We start from the raw sequence: 18,509 nt of genomic DNA, 5'->3' as shown, positions 1-18,509 counted from the left end.
CGAACAGCACCGCGTCGGCTGCGCCCACCTCGTCACGGAAGCGGGTCCAGGCGGCGGGCGGGGCGTCGGTTTCCAGGTCCTGGTCGTAGTGCGGCAGGTCGCCGATCTCCACGAACCGGAACTCGAGGCCGGCCGGCGCCAGGCTTGCGATGGCCTTGGCGATCTTGCGGCTGGCGGAGTCCTTGCGGAGGCTGCCGACGATGACGGCGACGGTATGGGGCTGGGTCATGTCTTTCCCTCGTTGAATGGCGTGGGACCGAAATGGGCCTCCGTCCCGCTGTTGATAATCGGAGCCGGCGGCATAAGTTTCGTGCCGAAAAGGAAACAGTGGCCATGGACCGGTTCGACGAGATCAGCGCCTTCACCGCCGTGGCGGACGCCCGCAGCTTCACCCAGGGGGCGAAGCGGCTGGGGGTCTCGTCCGCCCAGGTGTCGAAGCTGGTGGCCCGGCTGGAGAACCGGCTGGGCGCGCGGCTCCTGAACCGCACCACCCGCGACGTCTCGCTGACCGATACCGGCCGGGCCTACCTGGAGCGCGCCCGCCAGCTTCTCGAGGATTTCGAGAGCCTGGAGACCTCGGTCCGCGACCAGACCGGGCCCAAGGGGCTGCTGCGCATCTCTGCCCCCGTCTCGTTCGGCGCCAGCCAGCTCACGCCGGCGCTATTGGACTTCGCCCAGGCCTACCCGGACGTGGCCCTCGACGTCGCCTCGACGGACCGCATGGTCAATCTGGTGGAGGAGGGGGTCGACGTGGCGGTCCGCATCGGGGCGCTCACCGACTCCTCGCTGGTCGCCCGCAAGCTCGCCGCCGTGCGCCTGGTCACCTGCGCCGCGCCCGACTACCTCGCCCGCGCCGGCACGCCCCAGGCGCTGGAGGACCTCGCCGCCCACGAGGCGGTGCTCGACACCAACGCCCGCGATCCCACCGTCTGGCGCTTCCGGGCGGGCGGCGAGCAGCACGACGTGCGCGTGCACGGCCGGCTCAGCTTCTCGGGCGCCGAGGGCTGCGTGGCCGCCGCCCGCCTGGGCTTCGGGATCATCCGCACGCCCGCCTTCGCCGCGGCCGAGGACCTGCGGGCGGGCCGCCTCGTGCCCGTGCTCTGCAACTTCGAGCCCGAGGTCATCCACGTCCACGCCGTCTATCCGCACGCCCGGCACCTGGCGGCCAAGGTGCGGGTGTTCGTGGACTTCCTGGCCAAGCGCTACGCCGGCGAGCCCGAGTGGCACCAGGGCTGGGGCTCGCGCCACCCGCCGAGCCCCGAGATCGCCCGCGAAATGGCCTAGTCGCCCTTCGGCCCAAGGTAGCCCTTGCCGTAGACGGCCTCGCGGAAGTCGGTGTGCAGGGTTCCGTCGAACGGCAGCCTCTGGGTGAAGAAGACGGCGGTCAGCCTGTTGGCCGGATCGACCCAGAACAGCGTCGACGCCGCCCCGTCCCAGAAGAATTCGCCCACCGCGCCGCGGTTCTCCTTCGGGTCGGCCGGCTGGGCCGTCCGTACGGCGAAGCCGAGGCCGAACCCGACCTTGCCCTTGCTCGGCAGCCACATCCGCTCGGTGACGCTGGGGTCGAGGTGGTCGGTGGCCATCAGGCGCACCGTGGAGGGCTTCAGGATCCTCGCGCCGTCCAGCTCGCCGCCGTTCACCAGCATCCGGGCGAAGCGCATGTAGTCGTCGAGCGAGGAGACCAGCCCGGCCCCGCCCATGGTCAGCTGGCGCGGCGCGAAGTTGCGGGCGCGGGTCTGCGCGTCCGGCTGGCGGGCGAGGACCCCGGCGCCCGCCGTGTAGGTGGCGGCGAAGCGCGGCAGGGCCTCCTGCGGCTGGGTCCAGCCGGTGTCCGTCATCCGCAGCGGCGCGAAGATCCGGCTCTCCACATAGGCCTCGAACGGCATGCCGGAGAGCTTCTCCACCAGCAGGGCCTGGACGTCGACGGCGGCCGAGTAGCCCCACTGGGTCCCGGGGTCGAACAGCAGCGGGACCTGGCCCAGCCGCCGGCCCATCTCGGAAAGGTCGTGGGTGAGCGCCAGGGGCTCCAGCCGCCGGTACTCGTCGTCCGCGGGCGTCCGGCCGGAGCCGTAGGAGAGGCCGGCGGTGTGGCGCATCAGGTCGCGCACGGTCATCGTGCGTTTCGGCGCGCGGTAGATCGGCTTCCCGTCCGCGTCCTGGCCCGCCTGGACGCGCGCGGCGGCGAACTCCGGCAGGTGGTCGGCGACCGGATCGTCCAGCCGGAAGCGGCCCTGTTCCCAGAGCTGCATCAGGGCCACGCCGGTCACCGGCTTGGTCATCGACCAGATCTGCACGAGGGTGTCGCGGCGCATCGGCCGCTGCGCCTCGCGGTCGGCGAAGCCGGCGGTCCCGAAATAGCGCTCCTGGCCGTCCTGCCAGACCAGGGCGGAGACCCCGGCGGTGCGGCCGCTCTCGACCATCTGCGTCAGCGCCGCGTCGATGCGGGCCTTCTCGATCCGCACCGGCGCCGGCGCCTGGGCGTGGGCCGCCCCCGCCAGGCCGAGCCACAGCGCCGCCAGCAGCGCTCCCATCCTGCGGACCATCTTCCACCCCCTCTGATAGCGGTCACACCGCACCGGCACTGTGGAAAGCCGTAAACCGGGTGGCAAGCCTGCCGGCGCGGGAGCGGTAAGGAGATCGTTGTTCACCTAGGCAATCGGTGGTTTCCTCTCGGGAAACGAGGAGGACAGCGCATGGCCGCCGACGGCAACATCACCAAGGACATCCTCTACGACGCCGTGGCGCCGGACGACTTCGAGTCCATGCTGGAGCTGGACCGCTACGGCGCCCGCTCCACCGCCTTCGACAAGATCATCTCGGCGACCCACGACCACTTCTGGGACCCGCTCGACCCCAAGTACATCGACTTCTCCGAGCCCTGGGACATGGAGAACGAGGCGCTCCTGCCCGACGACCAGGTGATGAGCCTGGGCATCCCCTATGTGCTGGAGCACCTGGAGAAGACCGGCCAGAAGGCGAAGTTCATCAACGAGATGGCGCTGTGGCAGTTCTCCTCGATCCTGCACGGCGAGCAGGGCGCGCTGAACCTGTCGGCCTCGCTCTGCCACGTGCTGAAGGACCAGGGCGCGCAGGAATACGCCGCCAACCAGACCCGCGAGGAAGCCCGCCACGTCACCGCCTTCGCCAAGTACATCAAGGCCCGCTGGGGTCGGCCGCGGCCCTGCGGGGCCATGCTGCAGCAGCTGCTCGTGGAGATCATCGCCGCGCCGGAGGTCTACAAGAAGATCATCGGCATGCAGATGCTGGTGGAGGGGCTGGCGATGGGCGCCTTCGCCACCGGCTTCAAGTACAACCGCGATCCCCTGGCCCGGAAGCTCTTCCAGCTCGTGATGACCGACGAGGCCTTCCACCACAAGTTCGGGAAGATCTGGGCCGACCGCACCATCCCGCGGATGACGCAGGAGGAGCGCGACATCGTCGAGGACTGGGCCGCCCACTGCTTCCAGGCCCTGCTGTTCAACCTCGGCAACCCGCAGCAGCAGGCCCAGGTCTACCGCGACTTCGGCCTCGACCCCGACCGGGTGCTCGTGGAGTTCCGGGAGATCGTGCAGAACGACGAGGCCCGGCGCGAGCGGCTGAAGACCCAGTCGAACATCTTCCGGGTCCTGATCAAGACCCTGCTCAACGCGGGCCTGATCACCGGCCGCACCAAGGCCTTCTACGGCACCTATGTCGACATGGACGAGCTGAAGGGCGAGGGCGACAAGATGGTCGGCGACGACATCGCCGAGGAGGGGATCAAGTACCTCCAGGAGATCAACTTCAAGGACCGCTCGGCGAAGCCGGTCAGCATCGCCGCGGAGTAGCTCAGGCCGCGTCGGCGGCGCCGGCCTCGGCGTCGAGCTGGTCGCGCATCATGCGCAGGGCCGTGTCGAGGGCGCGCAGGCGCACCTCGGCGCGGCCGACGTCGCCGTAGCGCATCTCCTTGTGGACGGTGGGACCGCCCTTCCGCGCCGAGGCGAAGTGGACGAGGCCCGCCGGCTGGCCAGGGCCGCCTTCCGCATAGCCGGTGATCGAGACGGCGATGTCGGCGCAGGAGTTGGCGATGGCGCCCTCGGCCATGGCCCGGGCGGCGCGCTCGGACACCGCCCCGTCGCTCTGCAGGATCTCCATCGGCACGCCGAGCATCTCGTGCTTGGCCTCGTCGGTGTAGGTGACGAAGCCCCGCTCGAAGGCGTGCGACGTGCCGGGGATGTCGGTGAGCAGGGACGCCAGCAGGCCGCCGGTGCAGGACTCGGCGGCCGCCAGCTTCAGGTCGCGGTCGCAGGCCCCGCGGAGGACGGACTGGGCCAGTTCGTCCACCGCCGTGGGGATTGCGGGATCCAGCGCCTCGGCCATGGAGGGCCTAGTGGGTCGCGCGGCTGCCCGGGCCGCCAAGCTCCGCCATCAGCTCTTCCTTGCGGGCGAGCAGGCGTTCGCCGACGGCCTTGGTGTCCATCCCCTTCTTCTGCACCTCGGGGAAGTACTCCTGCTCCTCCTCCTCGACGTGGTGCTCGATCATCTCCTTCAGGACGGTGACCTTGGCGTCGTAGTATTCGTCGGAGGGCTCCATCGCCTCGAGCTGGGCGATCAGGTCCTTGGCGGACATGTGCTCGACCACGGCCTCGTTGACCGTGTCCTGCTCCTTCACGAACTCGCGGGACTCCGGATAGAAGATCTCCTCCTCGATCTGGGTGTGCACCTTCAGTTCGAGCGCGATCTGCTGGAAGATTTCCTGCTTGCGGGCGTCGTCTTCCTTGGACTTCTCGTACTGCTTGAACAGCCGCTCGACCTCGCGGTGGTCACGCTTCAGGACGGCGACGGCGTCGTTGCCGCGGGCGACCGGGACCGTGCTCTTCTTGGCGGTGGATTTCTTCGCGGCCGAGCTCTTGCTGGACGCGGATTTGCTGCGCGCGGACTTGCCGCCGCTGCTCGACGTGCCGGTGGTGGCCATGGATCCCTCTCCTTGGAGGCCCGGGTGAGCCTTCCACTTTCCTCAACCCGTCCAGCCGACGCCGGTTCCGCTTGATTTTCGCAGGCGCAGCCGCTCGTTAGGCCCCATGAGCCGGGGCGTGAAAGTGACGGTGGCGGGCGCGGGCGCCCTGGGTCTGTGTTCGGCGCTCGCGCTGGCCGACGCCGGCTGTGAAGTGACCGTGTGGGACCCGGCGCCCGAAGCCAACGCCTCGGCGGTGGCCGGGGGCATGATCGCCCCGGCGTTCGAGGCTGCGCTGGATCCGGAGGCCGCGCCCGCGTTCGACCTGCTGATGGCCGCGCGGAACCTGTGGCCGGCGCTGGAGGCGCGGGCGGGCGTGGCGCTCGATCGCTCGGGCGCCGTCGGTGTCGGCCCGCCGGACTGGCTCGGCGCCCTGCAGGCCGGCTTCGTGCGGCTGGGTCTGCGCATGACCGAGCTTCCCAGGGTGACCCTGGAGGACCTGGCGCCCGGCCTGTCGCCGGCCTTCGCCGACGGCCTCATGACCCGCGAGGACTGGCGGCTCGAGCCGGGCCCGGCGATGGCCGCCCTGCGGGGGGCCGCGACGGCGGCGGGCGTGGCGTTCCGCACGCGACGCGCCGCCGACGCCGGCGAGGGGGACTGGCTGGTCGTGGCGACAGGAGCCGACCCGGGGCTTGCGGACGTCGCGCCCGAGCTGGCGCGGCTGACGCCGATCAAGGGCCACATCCTGCGGCTGGCCGGGGCCCCGCAGGGCCTGTGCACCGTGCGCGCGCCGGGCGTCTACGCCGTGCCCGGCGACGGCGGGCTCGCGCTCGGCGCCACCATGGAGGTGGGGGTCTCCGATCCGAACCCCGATCCGGCCCAGGCGGAACGGCTGTTGAGTGCGGGCGTCGGGCTCTTCCCCGCGCTGGCCGGCGCGCGGCCGCAGGTCTTCGCGGGCGTGCGGGCGGCGACGCCGGACGGCCTGCCGATGGTGGGCCCTTCCAGCACGGAGCGGGTGATCCTGGCGACCGGCGCGCGGCGCAACGGCTGGCTGCTGGCGCCGCTGGTCGCCCAGGTGGTGGCGGCTTGCGTGACGGGGCGTGATCCTGGCCCCTATGCCGCCCGGCTGCATCCGGCCAGGTTCGGGGGAGGCGCATGACCGGCTTCTGGTTCACCGACGAGCAGGAGGCGATCCGCGAGAGCGTGCTGCGCCTCTGCGCCCGCTTCGACGCCGACTACTGGCGGCGCACCGACGAGACCGGCGAGTTCCCCGAGGCCTTCGTGGCCGCCATGGCCGAGGCCGGTTGGCTGGGCGCCGCCATGCCCCAGGAGCTGGGCGGCTCGGGCCTCGGCCTCACCGAGGCGGCGATCGCCATGCAGGCGGTGACCGAGAGCGGCGCGGGCTTCACCGGCGCCAGCGCCCTGCACCTCAACATCTTCGGCCCCATGCCGCTCGCCAAGTTCGGCAGCGAGGAGCAGAAGAAGCGGCTGATCCCGCGCCTGATCTCCGGCGAGGACAAGCTCTGCATCGGCATCACCGAGCCGGACGCGGGCCTCGACACCACCAGCCTGACCACCCGCGCCGAGCGCACGAACGACGGCTGGGTGATCTCGGGGCGCAAGGTGTGGACCACCTCGGCCCAGCGGGCGAACAAGATCCTGATCGTCGCCCGCACCACGCCGCGCGACCAGGTGGCCAAGTCCACGCAGGGCATCAGCCTGTTCTACGCCGACTTCGACCGCTCGAAGATCCAGGCCACGCCGATCCCGAAGATGGGCCGCAAGGCGGTGGAGTCGAACTCGGTCTTCATCGATGGCCTGCACGTCCCGGCCGACGCCCTGGTGGGCGAGGAGGGGCGGGGCTTCTACTACCTGTTGGAGGGGCTGAACCCCGAGCGCGTGCTGTTCGGGGCGGAGGCGGTGGGCCTCGGCCGCGCGGCGCTGAAGCGGGCCGCCCAGTACGCCAAGGAGCGCGTCGTCTTCGGCCGGCCCATCGGCCAGAACCAGGGCGTCGCCCATCCGCTGGCCAAGGCCTGGGCGGAGCTGGAGGCGGCCAACCTCATGGCCTTCAAGGCCGCCGCCCTCTACGACGCCGGCCGCGAGTGCGGGGCCGAGGCCAACGCCGCCAAGTACCTGGGCGGCGAGGCGGGCTTCCACGCGTGCGAGGCCGCGGTCCTCGCCCACGGGGGCATGGGCTATGCGAAGGAGTTCGACGTGGAGCGCTACTTCCGCGAGTCCATGATCGCGCGCCTGGCCCCCATCAGCCGCGAGATGGTGTTCAACTTCCTCGCCGAACGGGTCCTCGGCCTGCCGCGCAGCTACTAGGTGTCGTTCGGCAGGCGGAAGGCGATCGGGATCACCACCCGCGCGCCGTCCACCGCCTGGCCGTCGACGGTCTGCGGGCTCATCCGGAAGAAGCGGGCGAGCTTCAGGGCCGCCTCGCCGAATCCGGCGTCGGCCGGGGTCTCGGAGACCACCGCGCAGCCGGTGAGCGCCCCCTTCGCCGTCACCGAGCAGCCGATGGAGGCGCGGCCCTCGAGGCCCAGGCGCTGGGCCCGCTCGGGGTAGTAGCGCGCCAGCTCCTCCGCGCCCGGCTTCCTCACCCAGTTGGGTGAGCGGATCACCGGGTCGCGCGCCGGCTGCGGCGGCGGGTCGAGCGTCACCGCCGGTCCCGGATCGGGCGCGACGTCGATCTTCGGGGGATCCAGGGGCAGCGGGTCGACGTGGATCGGGACGTTCGTGACGACGGGATCATGCAGCCGGATCGGCGGCTTCTCGACCGGGGTCGCGGGGGGCGGCGGCTTCGGCGGGGTCCAGGTTTGGACGATCAGGGGCGGCGGCTCGACAATCGGTCGCGGCTCCGGCGCGGTGAATTTCATGTACGCAACATAGGCCCCCACGACCACGTGGACTCCGATCGAGATCCCGATGGCGGCGGTGAGGTGCCTGGGCCGTCCGGCGCCTCGGGAGTCGAAGGTGAGCGGGACGAACTGGCGGGCGATCACGGCGTGTCCTCCTCGTTTGCTGCAATATTGAAACAATGTTGCAGAGCGGAGAAGAAACCCTATCCCCAGCTGCGTCAAGCGGCCGTTCGCCGGCTATGGTTAGCGCCGCATTAACCATACGGGCCCAGGACTCGGGGTCATGGCGATCCAGGGAATCCGCGGGGCGGTCGAGACGGCGATCCAGCGCGCGTCGCACGCCACGGGCGTCGACTTCTCGTTCCTGATGCGAACCGCGGACCGCGAGAGCGGCTTCAACCCGCACGCCAAGGCCTCCAGTTCTTCGGCGGCCGGCCTCTTCCAGTTCGTCGAGCAGACCTGGCTGCAGACGCTGAAGACCCACGGCTCGAAGTACGGCTACGCCCGCTACGCCGAGCTGATCACCCGGGGCGCCGACGGCAAGTTCCGCGTGGATGGCTCAGAGGCCCGCCGGGCGGTCATGGACCTGCGCCTCGACCCCCACGCCGCCTCGCTGATGGCCGGCGAGCTCGCCTCCGACCACGCCGCCTATCTGAAGGGGCGGGTGGGGCGCGCGCCGACCGCCGGCGAGCTCTACGCCGCCCACTTCCTGGGCCCGCAGGGGTCGGCCAAGCTGATCGAGGCCATGCAGTCGCGCCCCGAGGCCAAGGCCGCCCACCTCTTCCCCGACGCCGCCCGCGCGAACAAGACCATCTTCTACCGCGAGGGCCGCGCCGCCTCGGTGGCCGAGGTCTACGCCAACCTGACGAAGACCGGCGGGACCGGCCAGGCCACCGCGCCTCGCGAGGCCGCGCCGGAGCCCGACGGCGGCTTCATCCAGTACGCCTCGGCCCGCCGCGCCGACCGCATCCAGCAGCAGGACGCCCTGGTCGCCCTGATCCTGCGCGGCTCCCAGCCCGCCGACCAGCTCGGCGTCGGGACCCGGCTGACCGGCTCGATCTTCACCAGCGAGATGCTGCGCCTGCTCTCCGACGCCCGCGACGACAGCTAGTTCGCTTCGGCAGCGCCGCTCGCCAGCAGGGCCTCGATCTCCGCCTCGCCGTAGCCGACCTCGGCCAGCACCTCGCGGGTGTGCTGCCCCAGGCCTGGGCTCGGCGGCCGGGGACCGGTCTCGACGCCCGGGAACACCGCCGGCGCGGCCGGCTGCGGATAGGTCCCGCCTTCGCCGTCCTCCACCTGCAGGATCGCGCCGGCGGCGGCCACCTGCGGGTCGGCGACCACCTCGGCCGGGGTCTGCACCGGCGCCCAGACGAGGTCGGCCTCGTCCAGCCGCCGCGCGATCTCGGCCATCGGCAGGGCGGCGAAGGCCTTGTCGAACTCGGCGGTGATCTCGACGGTGTTCTCCCGGCGCAGGCGGCCGGTGGCGGCGCGCGGGTCGTCGATCAGGTCCGGCCGGCCCGCCACCTGGCAGAAGGTCTCCCAGCCGCCCGAGGCGCCGCGCGGGTTGTGCACGAACCAGTGGCCGTCGGCGCTGCGGAACACATTGGCCAGCGGGTTCATCGGCTGGCTGCGCGGCTTCAGGGACGCCAGCCGGCCGAACTTCATCTGGATCGCCAGGTCCGAGCTCAGGGCATAGACGCCGGTGGCGAGCAGGGAGGTCTGCACCAGCCGTCCCTTGCCGGTGCGCTCACGCTCGTAGAGCGCCGCCAGGATCGCCGACACCGTCGCCAGCGAGGTGGTGTGGTCGCCGACGCCGGTGCGCAGCATGAAGGGCTCGGAGCCCTTCGGCGGGATCATGTTGGCGACGCCCGCGCGGGCCCAGAAGGCGGTGACGTCGAAGCCCGGCTTGTGGGCGTCGGGGCCCTCCAGGCCGTAGCCGGTGATCACCGCGTAGACGAGCCTGGGGTTCACGGCCAGCAGGGCCTTGTCGTCCAGGCCGTGCTTGCGCAGCGAGGCCGGGCGGACGTTGGTCAGGAAGACGTCGGCCTGGGCGGCCAGCTTCGCCAGCGCCTCCCGGCCCTCCGGCCTGGCGATGTCCAGCACGATCCCCCGCTTGCCGCGGTTGTCGAGGTCGAAGACCGGGTTGCCGGAGAGCTGGCTCTTCACGTCGGCCAGGGTGTGGCGCATGGCGTCGCCGCCGGGCCGCTCCACCTTGATCACGTCGGCGCCCCAGTCGCACAGGATGCCGGCCGCGCCGGGGCCTGCGATGTAGGCGGAGAAATCGATGACCTTCAGGCCGTCCAGCAGCACGCGTCGTCCCCAGCTCTTGTCTTGCTTGGGGCCACTCTAGAGCAGGTCGCGGCTTACGCTACGACTCGGTCGTTGGCCGCGGGATCGGAGGCGAGCGCCTCGGCGATGGCCCGGGCGACGGCGGGCACGGTGACGGGCTTGCGCAGCAGGGCGTCGGCGCCGGCCGCCAGGCAGTCGCGGGCCTCCTCGGGATCGCCGCCGATCAGGGCGACGATCGGCGTCAGCGCGGCGTGGCCGTCCATGGCCCGGAGCGCCCCGATGGTTTCGTGGCCGTCCAGGCCCGGCATCCGGGCGTCGATCATCATCAGGTCGAGGTCGCAGACCCGGGCGAGCTCGATGGCCCGCTGGCCGCTGGCGGCGTGGACCACCTGGTGGCCGAGCTGCTCCAGGTGGGCGCGCAGCATGGCCGCGTTCAGCGCCTCGTCCTCGGCCAGCAGCACGCGCAGCCGGCGGCGCTCCGTCTTCTCGGGCCCGGCCTCGAGCGGCGGGGCGGCTGTGGCGTGGCGGTCGAACGGCAGCTCCAGGGTGAAGCAGGAGCCGACGCCCAGCGCGCTGTGGGCCCGCAGCTCGCCCCCCATCAGGCGGGCGAGCTGGCGCGACAGGGTCAGCCCCAGGCCCGCGCCGGTGGTCCCGGCGCTGGTGCGCGCCACCCGCTGGAACGGCTCGAAGGCGACCGCCAGCTCGTCCTCGGTGAGGCCGGGCCCGGTGTCGACGATCTCCACGGCCAGGCGACCGGCCTCGTTGAGCGCCACGCGGACCTCCACGCGGCCGCGGACGGTGAACTTCACGGCGTTGCCGATCAGCCCGGCCAGCACCTGGCGGCTGCGCACCGGGTCGGCGACGGCCGCGCCCGAGGTCGCCGCCAGCTCCGGCGCCACGTGGACGCGCAGCTCCAGGCCCTTGGCGGCGGCCTGCGGGCGGGCGAGCAGGGCGAGGTCGCGGACCAGCCCCACCACGTCCACCGGCTGCGGCCGCACGGTCAGGCGGCCGGCCTCGGCGGTCTCCGCGTCGAGGGTGGTCTCCAGGACCGACAAGAGGTCGTTGGCGGCGTCGAGGGCGGCGGAGAGCTGGGCCCGCGACGGCGCGGCGCGGCCGCCGCGCCCGGAGGCGGCGGCCAGCACATGGGCCACGCCGGTCAGGCCGTTGCGGATCTCGTCGCCCAGGGTGGCCACGAGGTCGGACTTGGAGCGGGCCAGCCTTCGGGCCGCCTCGGCCTGCTCGGCGCGGTCGGCCATCAGCACCTCGCGCTCGGCGGCCAGCGCGAACTGGCGGCGCAGGATGCGGTTGACCACCAGGCCCAGCGCCAGCGCCAGCGCCACCGCGCCCCAGCTGATCTGGGCCACCTCGCGGCTCTCGCTGCGGCTGAACAGGCCGACGAGCGGCCCGGCCAGGGCGGCGGGCGCCACGATCAGCAGGCTGGGCAGCCAGGGGGCGGTGAACACCACGCAGACCACGGCCGCGCCCAGGGCGGCCAGCAGCAGGGGCTCGCGGAACGGGCCCGCGCCCTCGGCGAAGGCGGCGATCTGGGCGATGGCGGCGGCCCAGATCAGGCCGCCCATCAGCTGCACCCGGGCCCGGCGGCGCGGGTCGGCGGCCTGCGGCTGCTTCAGCCAGTTCACCACCGCGTAGAAGGCGCCCCAGCCGATCGCGAAGATCACGAAGCTGACGCTCATCCAGGCCGCGTTCGGCGCATGGCTGCCCGCCCAGACGTAGGCCGGCAGGCAGATCCCGAAGGCGGCCAGGGCATAGGGCAGCAGCGCCGTCTGCGCCTGCAGCGCCTGCTCGCCGACGGAAAGCCCGCCGCGAGGCGGCTCGATGGCGGATGGCTGGCGCACGCGACGGGGTCTCCCTTTCGCGCGGAGTGTGCGGCCAACGCGGTTGGCGGCCCGTTACGTGAGAAAGTTAATCAACAGATTCGGCCGGCAACCCGGCGTTAAGCATGCCCGTGCCAGGCTCGACTCGTGGGACTAAAACGGTCCTGCGAAGGGGACCAGAAGGGGCCATGGCGACGACGCGCGCAGCGTTGACGGACGAGGATATCCGTACGCTGGTCAAAGGCGCGACGCCCGACGAGCGGGCGGCTGCGGCGCACAAGCTGTGCCGCAACATCGACCGTCTGCCGCTCACCGAGGACGACCGCGCCCTGGCCGCCGAGATCCTGCGGATCATGGCCGGCGACGCCGCCGAGCTGGTCCGCCGGGCCCTGGCCGTCACCCTCAAGGAATCCCCGCTCGTCCCGCGCGACGTGGCCCTGAAGCTGGCCCGCGACGTGGAGACCGTCGCCCTGCCGATGCTCAGCTTCTCGCCGGCCTTCACCGACGAGGACCTCTCCGACATCGTCCGGCTGGGCGGGCCCGTGCGCCAGCTGGCGATCGCCAAGCGCCCGAAGCTGTCGCGGAAGGTCACCGACGCCATCTCCGAGCATGGCGGGGAGCGCGCCGTCGCCACCGCCTGCGCCAACGACAACGCCGACTTCGCCGAGCGTTCCCTGCAGCGGGTGATCGACCGGTTCGAGAAGTCCGAGAGGGTGCTGGCCGCGGTAGCCTACCGCCAGGCGCTGCCGCTGTCGGTCACCGAGCGGCTGATCGCCCTGGTGGGCGAGCAGGTCCGCGACCACCTGGTCAGTCACCACGCGCTCTCGCCGCAGACCGCCCTCGAGATCGCCATGGGCTCCACCGAGCGGGCGACCATCGACCTAGTGGACCAGGCCGGCCGCGCCGCCGATGTGAAGGCCTTCGTCGCCCACCTCAACCGCAGCCAGAACCTGACGCCCTCGCTGCTCCTCCGGGCGCTCGCCCAGGGGCACATGACCTTCTTCGAGTGGGGCGTGGCGGAGCTCGCGGGCGTGCCGCACCACCGCACCTGGCTGATGATCCACGACGCCGGGCCGCTCGGCCTGCGCGCCATCTACGAGCGGGCGGGCCTGCCGGCGCGCCTGTTCCCCGCCTTCCGCGCGGCGGTGGACACCTTCCACTCCATGGAGTTCGACGGCGGCGCCCGCGACCGCGAGCGCTTCCAGGAGCGGATGATTCAGCGCTTCCTGACCCAGCCGCAGGCCGCCGCCCGCGAGGACGTGGACTATCTGATCGACAAGATGGACCGCCTGTCCCGCACCACCCGCGCCGAGGCCGTGAAGGAAAGCGCCTAGCCCCCGGCGCGCTCCCGTTGACGCGGGGTCCGCCTTGCCGGCCCCGTCGCGCGATTCCAAGCTGCCGGCCATGTCCGCCGCCGATATCAAGCCCGCCGCCACCATCCTGCTGCTGCGCGACGACCCGTCGTTCGAGGTGCTGATGGTCAAGCGGCACCACCAGATCGACTTCGCCTCCGGGGCCCTGGTGTTCCCCGGCGGCAAGACCCACGCGGGCGACCATGATCCGGCCTGGGCCGACCATGTCGTCGGCTGGGAGGATTTCGACGCCGAGCAGCGGGGCCTGCGGATCGCCGCGATCCGCGAGGTGTTCGAGGAGGCCGGCATCCTCCTGGCCCACCGGCGCAACGGCGAACCGATCGGCGGGGAGGCCTGTCCCATGGAGGTCCGCGAGGCGGTGGACCAGGGCCGCACGCCCTTCCTGGACGTGGTCACCGGCATCGACGCCCGGCTCGACCTCGGCGCGCTCACCGTCTTCGCCCGCTGGATCACCCCGGCCATCGTGCCCAAGCGCTTCGACACCTGGTTCTATGCGGTGAAGGCCCCGGACGACCAGCTCGCCGCCTGCGACGGGCGCGAGACGGTGGACGCCGAATGGATCGAGCCGGCGGAGGCCCTTCGCCTGGCGGAGACCGGCGGGCGCAAGGTGATCTTCCCCACGCGGATGAACCTGAAGCTGCTGGCCGAGGCGGGCGGCGCCGACGACGCCGTGGCCCGGGCGCGGGCCCGCACCCTGGTCACCGTGGAGCCGGTGGTTCAGGCCCGCGAGGGCGGGCGCGTGCTGGTCCTGCCGCCCGACGCCGGCTACGGCGTGGTCGAGGAGCCGCTCGAAAAGGTGATGTGACGGATGCTCAGGCGCCGGTGGCGGCGACCTGGGCCTCCAGTTCCTTCACCAGGACGGCGCCCACCGGGTGGGTGTCTTCCCGGATGTCATCGCGGACGGCGGCCTTGATGGCGTCGATGTGGGCGTCGACGAGCGGCATCGGCGCGCCGACCCGCTTGGCCTTGTCGTCGATCAGCCGGCACAGGGAGGCCGCGATCCGGGTGATGATCGGAAAGCCGTAGGTGGCGCCCAGGCCCTTCAGGTCGTGGGCCCGCAGGTAGAGGGATTCCATCGTCTCGCCGGTGGCCCCCGTGGCGCGGACCTCCTGGCGGGCAGTGTCGAGCTTGGTGATCTCGTCGGCCAGCCACTGGGCGAAGTTGCCCGACAGGCTCTTCAGGGCGGCCTCCGCCTTGGCGATCGCGGCCGGGTCGATGGCGCCCAGCCGGCTCCCCCCGACCTTGGCCTGAAGGGTGTTCGGGACCTGGATCATCTGACCGCTGTTCTGTTGGCTCACGACGAGAGGCCTCCTGTCACTCGGAGACCACCGTACGCCGAACCCGTTAACAAAGGGATGCCTATGCAACCCTCTGTTGTTCAAGCGGAAAACTGTTCCGCCAGGACCCGTTCCTCGAGGCTCCGGCCGGCGTCGAAGAGCATGGTCATGCCCACGTCCCGGTCCTCGGCCACGTGCACCTCGGTGACGTCGCGCACCTCGAAGTTGTCGGCCACGGCGCTCACCGGCCGCTTGTCGGCCTCCATCACCTCGAAGGTCACCCGGGCGGTGTGGGAGAGCAGGGCGCCGCGCCAGCGCCGGGGCCGGAAGGCGCTGATCGGGGTGAGCGCCAGGACCCGGGCGTCGAGGGGGATGATCGGCCCGTGGGCCGAGAGGTTGTAGGCGGTGGACCCGGCCGGGGTCGCCACGAGGGCGCCGTCGCAGGAGAGTTCGGCCAGCCGAACCTTGCCGTCCACCGAGATCCGAAGCTTGGCGGTCTGCCGCGTCTGGCGCAGCAGGGAGACCTCGTTGATTGCCAGCGCCTTGTGCATGACGCCGCGGGCGTCCACCGCGGTCATCCGCAGCGGGTGGATGAGGGCCCGCTCGGCGGCGTTGATCCGCTCCAGCAGGTCGTCCTCGCTGTACTCGTTCATCAGGAAGCCGACGGAGCCGCGGTTCATCCCGTAGATCGGCTTGCCGCTCTCCATGAGCCGGTGGAGGGTCTCCAGCATGAAGCCGTCGCCGCCGAGGGCGACGACCACCTGGGCCTCGGTTTCCGGCGTGTCGCCGTAGCGCCGGGCCAGCCGGCCGCGGGCCTCGATCGCCTCGGGCCGGTCGCTGGCCACGAAGGCGAGGCGGGTCACCATGGGGTGCGCGTTGAACATCGGCGGGCAAAAGCGGCCAACGGCGGCCGCTTGTCAAACGCCTCAGGAGGCCATCCGGGCGGCCTGGCGGAAGGCGACGGCGGCCGCCTGCGGGGGCGAGGGGCCGAAGGCGCTGGCGGCGCGCCGGGCGCCCTCCGCGCCGCCGCCGGGGCGGCCGGCGTTGAGCTGGCGGACCATGGTCAGGATGGTCGGGAAGACGCTGCGGTCGATACCCACCGAGGCGCAGGCCAGGGCCAGGAGCTCGGGCCGGTCGCAGTCCAGCGCCTGGCGGATGTGGCGGGGCTCGAAGCGGCCGAGCCTGGCCAGGGCCGTGGCGAACAGCGACAGCCGGCCCTCGCGCAGGGCGCGGACCAGGTAGCCCGGCCGGAGCTGGCCCGCGGCGTGGAGCTTGTCGATGAGCTTGTGCTCCATCTCCTCGCGCTCGCCCTCGCGGGCGACGATCACCAGGCCCTCGGCGTCCACGGGCGCGCCGGCGTGGGCCTCGCGCAGGGAGTCGGCGATCGCCTGGTCCAGCGCCGCGCCGTCCAGCCGGAAGCGGTCGACCAGCGAATTGCGCAGGGACTGGCCGACCCAGACGTAGAGCTGCATGGCGAGGTCGGCGGTGAGTCGCGGGTGGCGCGACAGCGGGGTGCGCAGCGCCGCGACCTTGCGGGCGGCGGCCACGAGCTGGCGCATGTCCTCGTCGTTGAGGTCGGCGGTGGCGTTGCCGGCGAGGGCCGTCAGGACGGCCGGCTCGGCCTGGCGCAGGATGGCGGCCACCACCACGCCGCTGAGCTGCGGGCGGCGGGCGACCTCGATCTGGTGCTCGATGGTGGCCTCGACCAGCAGGCGGACCAGGTCGTGGTCCTTGAGCACCGGGCTCTTCTCGATGACCGGGCGGGCGATCTCGATCTCGTCGAGGGCCAGGACGTTGATCAGGGCGGGCGGCGCCCACGGGGCCGTGGCGAGCCGCTCGGCCAGCCGGCGGCGGATGTCGCGCTCGGCCTCGACCACGAGGCTCATGAAGATCGACGACAGCAGGCCCTGGACGGCGGGAGCCGCCACGGCGTCCGGCGCGCCGCCGGCGGCGCACAGCTCCACGACGCCCAGCAGAAGGCGCTCGCGGTCGCCCGGCGCACGACTCCTGGCGAGTTCCAGCAGCCTTTGGCTGCCCTGGGCGGTGACCAAGCCCAATCCCCTGATGCCCCGAGGCCCGTTCTGGACCTCAGCGCTGAATCTGCTCAGTCGGTGTGAAAACATGTTTAAAGGGCCGCTGACCATGATCCTGGGAGGACGCGCGCGATGGCCGAACCGCTGATCCTGGCGCTCGACCAGGGCACCACCAGCACCCGCGCCATCCTGTTCGACCGCAAGGGCCAGGCGCTCGCCGAGGCGGGCCGCCCGCTGCAGCAGCACTATCCCGCCGACGGCTGGGTGGAGCACGACGCCGAGGAGATCTTCCGGGCCTGCGTCGAGGTGCTCGCCGAGGCGGTGAGGAAGGCCGCGCGGTCCATGGACGAGGTGGCCGCCATCGGCATCACCAACCAGCGCGAGACCGTGGTGGTCTGGGAGAAGGCGACCGGCCGCCCGATCCACCGCGCCATCGTCTGGCAGGACCGCCGCACCGCCGACCTCTGCGAGCGCCTGCGCGAGGCGGGCCGGGAGGCCGAGGTCACCGAGATCACCGGCCTGCTGCTCGACCCCTACTTCTCCGGGACCAAGATCCGCTGGTTGCTGGACAGGGTCGAAGGCGCCCGCGCCAGGGCCGAGGCCGGCGAACTCATGGCCGGCACCATCGACGCCTGGGTGATCTGGAAGCTCACCGGCGGCCGCGTCCACGCCACCGACGCCACCAACGCCTCGCGGACCCTGCTCTACGACATCCGCAAGGGCGAGTGGTCGCAGGCCATGGGCGAGATGCTCGGGGTCCCGCTGGGGCTCCTGCCGGAGGTCCGCGACTGCGCCGGCGACTTCGGGGAGACGGAGGCGGGCCTGCTCGGCCGCGCCGTGCCGATCCGCGGCGTGGCCGGCGACCAGCAGGCGGCGCTGATGGGGCAGGGGTGCATCCGTCCGGGCGAGATGAAGGCTACCTACGGCACCGGCTGCTTCATGCTGATCAACACCGGCGAGGCGGCCCCGGTCTCCCGGGCGCGGCTGCTGACCACCATCGCCGCCCGGGTCGGGGGCAAGACGACCTACGCCCTGGAGGGCGCCATCTTCATCGCCGGCGCGGCGGTCCAGTGGCTGAACGAGGGCCTGGGGGTGCCGGGCGGACCGCAGGCCGCCGAGCAGCTCGCGGCCAGGGCGCGGGAGGACCACGGCGTGGTGCTGGTGCCGGCCTTCACGGGCCTCGGCGCGCCCTGGTGGGACGCGGGCGCCCGCGGCGCGATCTTCGGCCTGACCCGCGATTCCAGCCTCCCCGAGATCGCCCAGGCCACCCTGGACGCCAGCGCCCTGCAGACCCGCGACCTCATCGAGGCCATGCGGGCCGACGCGCCGGAGGCCTTCCACGGCGGGGTTGAGCTCCGGATCGACGGGGGGATGTCGCGAAGCCTCTTCTTCAGCCAGCGGCTCGCCGACCTCACCGGGATCAGCGTCTGCCGGGCCACCTACCAGGAGACCACGGCCCTGGGCGCGGCCCTGTTTGCGGGCGTCGGCGCCGGGATCTACGCCTCGTTGGAGGAGGCCGCCGCGGCGCGTCCGCGAACGGAGGGGTTCGCCCCCGCGATGGACAAGCATCGCCGGGAGGCCGCCTACGCCCGCTGGCTCGATGCCCTGACCCGCGTCAGGAGCTAACTTGACGCCGTTCACCAGCCGGAAGACTCTGGGCGCAACCACTTAGGGATTTGGGAGACGGGCCATGGCGGACGGATCGGTTGCCGGCGTGCCTTCGCTGCAGGGCAAGGTGAGCGCGGAGGAATGGCAGGCCCGGGTGGACCTCGCGGCCCTCTACCGGCTGGTGGCGCTGCACGGGTGGGACGACCTGATCTACACCCACATCTCGGCCCGTATCCCGGGTCCCGAGCACCACTTCCTGATCAACCCCTACGGCCTGCTGTTCGAGGAGATCACCGCCTC

19 protein-coding genes are annotated in these 18,509 nt (G+C 72.1%); 9 read left to right on the top strand and 10 right to left on the bottom strand.

All coding sequences use genetic code 11. The features are described from left to right. Positions 1–229 (bottom strand): NADPH-dependent FMN reductase (locus V7Z97_RS16205; RefSeq protein ID WP_334164474.1); only part of this gene is annotated, 229 nt, incomplete at its 3' end. Positions 230–333: 104 nt separating this feature from the next. Here V7Z97_RS16205 and V7Z97_RS16200 point away from each other — a divergent pair. Beyond that, the gene (locus tag V7Z97_RS16200) at positions 334–1,284 is read left to right on the top strand and encodes a LysR family transcriptional regulator (protein ID WP_334164473.1); all 951 of its coding nucleotides are present in this window, start codon (positions 334–336) and stop codon (positions 1,282–1,284) included. On the opposite strand, the gene V7Z97_RS16195 is transcribed toward V7Z97_RS16200, so the two are convergent. Beyond that, positions 1,281–2,543 (bottom strand): serine hydrolase domain-containing protein, encoded by a 1,263-nt coding sequence (locus V7Z97_RS16195; protein ID WP_334164472.1) that lies wholly within the window; start codon positions 2,541–2,543, stop codon positions 1,281–1,283. The genes V7Z97_RS16200 and V7Z97_RS16195 overlap by 4 nt on opposite strands. Before the next feature lie 150 nt (positions 2,544–2,693). Between V7Z97_RS16195 and V7Z97_RS16190 the strand changes: the two genes are divergently transcribed. Beyond that, positions 2,694–3,827 (top strand): ferritin-like domain-containing protein, encoded by a 1,134-nt coding sequence (locus tag V7Z97_RS16190; RefSeq protein ID WP_334164471.1) that lies wholly within the window; start codon positions 2,694–2,696, stop codon positions 3,825–3,827. 1 nt (position 3,828) lies between these two features. Here the strand turns inward: V7Z97_RS16190 and V7Z97_RS16185 are convergent, their stop codons facing one another. Together V7Z97_RS16185 and V7Z97_RS16180 are read right to left on the bottom strand one after the other, a co-directional pair. Beyond that, positions 3,829–4,359, bottom strand: coding sequence for a CinA family protein (locus V7Z97_RS16185; protein ID WP_334164470.1), 531 nt, complete (start codon positions 4,357–4,359; stop codon positions 3,829–3,831). A 7-nt stretch (positions 4,360–4,366) separates the two neighbouring features. Next, positions 4,367–4,954, bottom strand: coding sequence for a hemerythrin domain-containing protein (locus V7Z97_RS16180; RefSeq protein ID WP_334164469.1), 588 nt, complete (start codon positions 4,952–4,954; stop codon positions 4,367–4,369). Positions 4,955–5,072: 118 nt separating this feature from the next. Between V7Z97_RS16180 and V7Z97_RS16175 the strand changes: the two genes are divergently transcribed. Further along, positions 5,073–6,092 carry an NAD(P)/FAD-dependent oxidoreductase gene (locus V7Z97_RS16175; protein ID WP_334164468.1) on the top strand — a complete coding sequence of 340 codons (1,020 nt, stop codon included), beginning with the start codon at positions 5,073–5,075 and terminating at the stop codon, positions 6,090–6,092. After that, positions 6,089–7,258: an acyl-CoA dehydrogenase family protein gene (locus V7Z97_RS16170; RefSeq protein WP_334164467.1), complete on the top strand. Its 1,170-nt coding sequence runs from the start codon at positions 6,089–6,091 to the stop codon at positions 7,256–7,258. Before V7Z97_RS16175 ends, V7Z97_RS16170 begins: the two co-directional genes overlap by 4 nt. On the opposite strand, the gene V7Z97_RS16165 is transcribed toward V7Z97_RS16170, so the two are convergent. Then, a complete protein-coding gene (locus tag V7Z97_RS16165) occupies positions 7,255–7,938 on the bottom strand; it encodes an energy transducer TonB (protein ID WP_334164466.1) in 684 nt (227 codons plus the stop codon). The genes V7Z97_RS16170 and V7Z97_RS16165 overlap by 4 nt on opposite strands. Positions 7,939–8,077: 139 nt before the next feature. Here V7Z97_RS16165 and V7Z97_RS16160 point away from each other — a divergent pair, with 139 nt between their 5' ends. Next, positions 8,078–8,905, top strand: coding sequence for a transglycosylase SLT domain-containing protein (locus tag V7Z97_RS16160; RefSeq protein ID WP_334164465.1), 828 nt, complete (start codon positions 8,078–8,080; stop codon positions 8,903–8,905). On the opposite strand, the gene V7Z97_RS16155 is transcribed toward V7Z97_RS16160, so the two are convergent. Both V7Z97_RS16155 and V7Z97_RS16150 read right to left on the bottom strand, forming a co-directional pair. Beyond that, positions 8,902–10,104 carry a CaiB/BaiF CoA transferase family protein gene (locus tag V7Z97_RS16155; RefSeq protein ID WP_334164464.1) on the bottom strand — a complete coding sequence of 401 codons (1,203 nt, stop codon included), beginning with the start codon at positions 10,102–10,104 and terminating at the stop codon, positions 8,902–8,904. The two genes, V7Z97_RS16160 and V7Z97_RS16155, sit on opposite strands and share 4 nt — an antisense overlap. A gap of 53 nt (positions 10,105–10,157) precedes the next feature. Beyond that, positions 10,158–11,939 (bottom strand): ATP-binding protein, encoded by a 1,782-nt coding sequence (locus V7Z97_RS16150; RefSeq protein WP_334164463.1) that lies wholly within the window; start codon positions 11,937–11,939, stop codon positions 10,158–10,160. Positions 11,940–12,106: 167 nt separating this feature from the next. Between V7Z97_RS16150 and spbR the strand changes: the two genes are divergently transcribed. Together spbR and V7Z97_RS16140 are read left to right on the top strand one after the other, a co-directional pair. Beyond that, positions 12,107–13,252 (top strand): pole-localized protein SpbR, encoded by a 1,146-nt coding sequence (spbR, locus tag V7Z97_RS16145; RefSeq protein ID WP_334164462.1) that lies wholly within the window; start codon positions 12,107–12,109, stop codon positions 13,250–13,252. Between the two features lie 61 nt (positions 13,253–13,313). Further along, entirely contained in the window at positions 13,314–14,096 is a 783-nt protein-coding gene (locus tag V7Z97_RS16140) for an NUDIX hydrolase (RefSeq protein ID WP_442958043.1), read from the top strand. A 7-nt stretch (positions 14,097–14,103) separates the two neighbouring features. Here V7Z97_RS16140 and V7Z97_RS16135 read toward each other — a convergent pair whose 3' ends face one another. The 3 genes from V7Z97_RS16135 to V7Z97_RS16125 all read right to left on the bottom strand — a co-directional run bounded on the left by V7Z97_RS16135 (position 14,104) and on the right by V7Z97_RS16125 (position 16,619). After that, a complete protein-coding gene (locus V7Z97_RS16135; RefSeq protein WP_442958042.1) occupies positions 14,104–14,565 on the bottom strand; it encodes an Hpt domain-containing protein in 462 nt (153 codons plus the stop codon). Between the two features lie 104 nt (positions 14,566–14,669). Beyond that, positions 14,670–15,452 (bottom strand): NAD kinase, encoded by a 783-nt coding sequence (locus V7Z97_RS16130; RefSeq protein ID WP_334164459.1) that lies wholly within the window; start codon positions 15,450–15,452, stop codon positions 14,670–14,672. Positions 15,453–15,494: 42 nt separating this feature from the next. Next, positions 15,495–16,619, bottom strand: coding sequence for a DUF2336 domain-containing protein (locus V7Z97_RS16125; RefSeq protein WP_334164458.1), 1,125 nt, complete (start codon positions 16,617–16,619; stop codon positions 15,495–15,497). Between the two features lie 114 nt (positions 16,620–16,733). Between V7Z97_RS16125 and glpK the strand changes: the two genes are divergently transcribed. Next, positions 16,734–18,227 (top strand): glycerol kinase GlpK, encoded by a 1,494-nt coding sequence (gene glpK / locus V7Z97_RS16120; RefSeq protein ID WP_334164457.1) that lies wholly within the window; start codon positions 16,734–16,736, stop codon positions 18,225–18,227. Between the two features lie 64 nt (positions 18,228–18,291). Beyond that, positions 18,292–18,509, top strand: a 218-nt coding sequence (locus V7Z97_RS16115; RefSeq protein ID WP_334164456.1) for a class II aldolase/adducin family protein, incomplete at its 3' end; no start/stop codon positions are given.

The sequence above is a fragment of the Phenylobacterium sp. genome, assembly GCF_036821595.1.
Classification (GTDB): Bacteria; Pseudomonadota; Alphaproteobacteria; order Caulobacterales; family Caulobacteraceae; genus Phenylobacterium.
Note: the sequence above shows the minus strand (reverse complement) of the source record. Positions and strands in the feature narration are given on the sequence as shown.

Bases quoted from the DNA above. Each gene is read 5' to 3' on its own strand.
- V7Z97_RS16200 (WP_334164473.1), top strand. From the start codon at position 334: ATGGACCGGTTCGACGAGATCAGCGCCTTCACCGCCGTGGCGGACGCC.
- V7Z97_RS16130 (WP_334164459.1), bottom strand. From the start codon at position 15,452: ATGTTCAACGCGCACCCCATGGTGACCCGCCTCGCCTTCGTGGCCAGC.
- V7Z97_RS16185 (WP_334164470.1), bottom strand. From the start codon at position 4,359: ATGGCCGAGGCGCTGGATCCCGCAATCCCCACGGCGGTGGACGAACTG.
- glpK (WP_334164457.1), top strand. From the start codon at position 16,734: ATGGCCGAACCGCTGATCCTGGCGCTCGACCAGGGCACCACCAGCACC.
- V7Z97_RS16190 (WP_334164471.1), top strand. From the start codon at position 2,694: ATGGCCGCCGACGGCAACATCACCAAGGACATCCTCTACGACGCCGTG.
- spbR (WP_334164462.1), top strand. From the start codon at position 12,107: ATGGCGACGACGCGCGCAGCGTTGACGGACGAGGATATCCGTACGCTG.
- V7Z97_RS16180 (WP_334164469.1), bottom strand. From the start codon at position 4,954: ATGGCCACCACCGGCACGTCGAGCAGCGGCGGCAAGTCCGCGCGCAGC.
- V7Z97_RS16195 (WP_334164472.1), bottom strand. From the start codon at position 2,543: ATGGTCCGCAGGATGGGAGCGCTGCTGGCGGCGCTGTGGCTCGGCCTG.
- V7Z97_RS16170 (WP_334164467.1), top strand. From the start codon at position 6,089: ATGACCGGCTTCTGGTTCACCGACGAGCAGGAGGCGATCCGCGAGAGC.
- V7Z97_RS16160 (WP_334164465.1), top strand. From the start codon at position 8,078: ATGGCGATCCAGGGAATCCGCGGGGCGGTCGAGACGGCGATCCAGCGC.
- V7Z97_RS16135 (WP_442958042.1), bottom strand. From the start codon at position 14,565: ATGATCCAGGTCCCGAACACCCTTCAGGCCAAGGTCGGGGGGAGCCGG.